This is a genomic window from Longimicrobium sp. (assembly GCF_036554565.1).
Taxonomy (GTDB): Bacteria; Gemmatimonadota; Gemmatimonadetes; order Longimicrobiales; family Longimicrobiaceae; genus Longimicrobium.
In genome coordinates, this window is record NZ_DATBNB010000267.1 from 1 (window position 1) to 4,042 (window position 4,042).

The 4,042-nt window shown below is 71.7% G+C and carries 4 protein-coding genes; all 4 read left to right on the forward strand.

The window, feature by feature from the left end; genetic code table 11:
* On the forward strand, positions 1–784 hold a 784-nt coding region (locus VIB55_RS07235), incomplete at its 5' end, for a phosphatidylglycerol lysyltransferase domain-containing protein (protein WP_331876000.1).
* Positions 781–1,512 (forward strand): AcvB/VirJ family lysyl-phosphatidylglycerol hydrolase, encoded by a 732-nt coding sequence (locus VIB55_RS07240; RefSeq protein WP_331876001.1) that lies wholly within the window; start codon positions 781–783, stop codon positions 1,510–1,512. The genes VIB55_RS07235 and VIB55_RS07240, both read left to right, overlap by 4 nt.
* A gap of 837 nt (positions 1,513–2,349) precedes the next feature.
* Positions 2,350–2,631, forward strand: coding sequence for a hypothetical protein (locus tag VIB55_RS07245; RefSeq protein ID WP_331876002.1), 282 nt, complete (start codon positions 2,350–2,352; stop codon positions 2,629–2,631).
* Positions 2,632–2,747: 116 nt separating this feature from the next.
* Complete coding sequence (locus VIB55_RS07250) at positions 2,748–3,956, forward strand: MFS transporter (RefSeq protein ID WP_331876003.1); 1,209 nt, start codon at positions 2,748–2,750, stop codon at positions 3,954–3,956.
* The last annotated feature ends 86 nt before the right edge of the window (positions 3,957–4,042 follow it).

The window sequence follows — 4,042 nt, forward strand, 5'->3', positions numbered from 1 at the left end:
CGACGACTACGGAGGCATCCCCGTCTTCTACCAGGTGGGCAAGGACCGGCTTCACCAGTACGCCGACTTCGGGCTGACCTTCGCCAAGCTGGGCGAAGAAGCGTTCGTGGACCTGCCCTCCTTTCACCTGGACGGGGCGGACCGCAAGCCGTTCCGCCTGGTGATCAACCGGTTCGGGCGCAGCGGCATGACGTTCCGGGTGGTGCCGCCGGAGGAGATCCCGGCCCTGCTTCCGCAAATGGAAGAGGTGTCGCACGAGTGGATGGAGGGGAAGCGCGCGGCGGAGAAGGGCTTCTCCCTCGGCTTCTTTTCCCCCGCGTACGTGCTGCGCTTTCCCGCCGCCGCGGTGGAGCACGACGGGCGGCTGCTGGCCTTCGCCACGGTGTGGCCCGGGCCGGACGGCGTGGAGCTTTCGGTGGATCTGATGCGCTACCGCCGCGACGCGCCGCGCAGCGTGATGGAGGCGCTGATGCTGAACCTGATGCTGTGGGGCAGGGCGGAGGGCTACCGGCGCTTCAACCTGGGGATGGCGCCGCTGTCGGGGCTGGAGGTGTCGGCCGTGGCGCCGGCGTGGACGCGCATCGGCAGCTTCTTGTTCCAGCGCGGCGAGGCGCTGTACAACTTCCAGGGGCTGCGGCAGTACAAGGACAAGTTCGATCCTGCGTGGGAGCCGCGGTACCTGGCGTACCCCGGCGGCCTGGCGCTGCCGCGGATCACCGCGGACGTGTCGGCGCTGATCGCGGGGGGCTACCGCGCCATCTTCCGCCGCGGGCGCGCCGCGTGATCCGCGCCCTGCTCGCGGGCGCGGTGCTGCTGGGGCTGGGCCTCTTCGGCGGATGCAGCCGCGTGCGCATTCCCCCGGCGGCCGGGCCGGCGGGCGGAAAGGCGCGCTCTCTGCCCCTCCGCGCCATGCCGGTGCAGGGCGACACGGGGCGCGTGTTCGCCATCGTGCTTACGGGCGATGGGCCCACGGGCGGGCTGGGGAGGAAGATCGGCAGTGACCTGCAGGATGCGGGGGTGCCGTCGGTCGTCTGGCACACGCTGCGGTACTACTGGAATCCCCAGAGCCCAGAGCAGTCCGCGCGCGACCTGGACCGGGTGATCCGCCACTACGCGTCGGCGTGGGGGCGCGACCGGGTGGTGCTGGTGGGCTACTCGATGGGCGCCGACGTGCTGCCCTTCCTCGTGAACCGGCTTCCGGACGATTCGCGGCGCCGCGTGGCGGGGATGGCCCTGCTGGCGCTGGCGCACGACGCCGTCTTCGAGTTCCGCTTCGAGCAGTGGTGGGGCACCTCCAGCGCGCCGCGCTTCGCCACGCGGCCGGAGGTGGAGAAGCTGGCCGGCCTTCGCGTGCTCTGCGTGTGGGGCGCGGGGGATGACAAGGCGGCCTGCCCGCTGATGCGCACGGCGCCGATGCGCGAGGTGCAGTTGCGCGGCGGCCATCAGTTCAAGGGCGACCAGAAGCGCCTGCTCCGCGTGGTCCGCGAGTTCGCGCTGGAAGCGCGGGACTGAAGGGGTGCCCCTCCCCCGGCCCCTCCCCGCACAAACTGCGTGCGGAGAGGGGGGAACTTCGGCCGGGGGAAGCTGGGTTTCGCGCATGCCGCGGGTGGCCCCTCCCCCAGCCCCTCCCCCGGCAAACTGCGCCGGGAGAGGGGGGACTTCGGCGGTCGGGGCTCGACGAGCTTCATCGCATGCCGTGGGAGCCCCCTCCCCGGGACCGTCGTCCCCCGCTGCGCAGGGGAGGGGAGACCTGCACCCGACTCGCCCGGTCCCGATGTCATCCGCACCCGGGTCGTGCGATCACGATGTCATCCCGACGGAGCGGCCAAGCCACACCTGCCCCTGCTCCACAGACCGCAGCGACCGAGGGATCCGCCACACACTTCGCGAGACGCGCCGAGCTCCGCGATCACAGTACCAGTGGTGTTGTTCACGGCTCTGTGTCAGCGACAAGAATGGGATTGGTGATTCCACGATCGTGGAGCCCCATCCGTGCTGTGTGGCGGATCCCTCAGTCGCTGCCGTTCACGGTGTACCGGCAGCTTTCGGGTGACCGCTCCATCGGGATGACAGGTGCGCTTCGGCGGCCATGTCGGAGTAACCGACGTTGCTACCACGGTGTACCCATGCCATCCGGGTGACCGCTCCATCGGGATGACATGGCGCGCGTGGGCAGGTGTGGAGGATGCCCGCTCGCCGATGGGAGTGATGCGTGATCCATTCGGCCTCCGACACCTCCCTGCTCCTGCTGCGCACGTGGCGGGATCGCTTCTGCACGGTCCTTGCGGATGCCCCGGGGCGAGCCGTCCAGGGAGACGGCCACATCACCCGGGTTGGGAGGAACATCCGATGAAGAAGCTCCTGGTTCTTGCGGCCGCCGCGCTGCTTTCCGCCGTGCCCGCCGCCGCGCAGCAGTCGATGGACGCGCCCTCCGAGACCACGCCGGTGACCTCCGCCCCGGCCGCGCAGACGGTGGCTCCGAGCCTGCTCGTGACCCAGGACGAGATCCGCCAGCGCGTCGCCGCCGCCGAGGCGGAGCGTGAAGGCGCCCAGATCGGCAGCAGCAACTTCTGGTACATGGTGGCCGCCATCGCGCTGGGCATCATCATCGCGAGCCTGCTCCTGAACTGAGCCCCGGACATGCTCGTTCGCGAAGCCCCGCCGGGAACCTTTCCGGCGGGGCTTCGCGCATCCAAGAACCGCGTGCGCACCTTGCCCGGCGGGCGCCCGTGTAGGATCATGCGCGGATGAACGGCCATGACGCGTCCGGAGCCCCGGCGCCGGAGCCCCGTCCGCGCGGGCTGATGCGCGGAAACGTGCTGTGGCTGAGCGTGGCGTCGTTCCTGAACGATGCCGCCAGCGAAATGATCTATCCCCTGCTGCCGCTGTTCCTTACCGGCACCCTGGGGGTGGGCGCCGCGTTCGTGGGCGTGGTGGAGGGCGTGGCAGAGAGCGCCTCCAGCCTGCTGAAGCTTGCCAGCGGCTGGCTGGCGGACCGCACCGGACGCCGCAAGGCGCCCACGGCCCTGGGCTACGCCATCGCGGCGCTCGGCCGGCCGTTGATCGCCGTCACCGCGGCGGGATGGCAGGTGCTCGCCGTCCGCCTGGCGGACCGAGTGGGAAAGGGCATCCGCACCGCGCCCCGCGACGCGCTCCTGGCCGAATCGGTGCCGGCCGAGCAGCGGGGCGCGGCGTTCGGGCTCCATCGCGCGGCGGACCACGCGGGTGCCGTGGCCGGCCCGCTGATCGCCTCGGCGCTGCTGCTGGCGTGGCCGGGCGACCTGCGGACGGTGTTCGCGCTCGCCATCATCCCCGGCCTGCTGACGGTGGGCGCGGTGCTGTGGAAGGTACGCGAAACCGCGCCTGTGTCGCCGGCCACGTCCGCCCCGCCGCTGCCACGCTGGAGCGAGCTGGGGCCGACGCTCCCCCGCTACCTCGCCGTGCTGGCGCTGTTCACGCTGGGCAACGCGTCGGATGCCTTTCTCCTGCTGCGCGCGGCCGAAGCCGGTGTGCCGGTCGCGGCGATTCCGCTGCTGTGGAGCGTGCTGCACGTCAGCAAGGCCGTGTTCAGCGTGTGGGGAGGGCGGCTGAGCGACCGCATCGGGGCGCGGCGCGCGATCGTGGCGGGGTGGATGATCTATGCGGCGGTGTACGCGGGGTTCGCGGTGGTGGACGCGGCGTGGCAGGTGTGGGCGCTGTTCCTGGTGTACGGCCTGTACTTCGGGCTGACGGAGGCGCCGGAAAAGGCGCTGGTGGCGGCGCTGGCTCCGGACGGACGGCGGGGCAGCGCGTTCGGCGCCTACCACGCGGCGATCGGCATCGCGGCGCTGCCGGCGAGCGTGCTCTTCGGGGTGCTCTGGCAGGTGTTCGGCGCGCACGTGGCGTTCGCGGCGGGCGCGGCGTTCGCCCTCGCGGCGGCGTTGCTGCTTCCGTGGGCCCTTCCGCGCGAGCGCTGACCCCTGCTGGGGCGACTGAAGTCGCGGCAACAACGGCCCGAAGTCCGCCTTCGCGGACTGCACGCGTAGTCTAGTGCGCCCAGCCA

Coding starts and splice junctions, on each gene's coding strand:
- VIB55_RS07250 (WP_331876003.1), top strand. CDS start 2,748: ATGAACGGCCATGACGCGTCCGGAGCCCCGGCGCCGGAGCCCCGTCCG.
- VIB55_RS07245 (WP_331876002.1), top strand. CDS start 2,350: ATGAAGAAGCTCCTGGTTCTTGCGGCCGCCGCGCTGCTTTCCGCCGTG.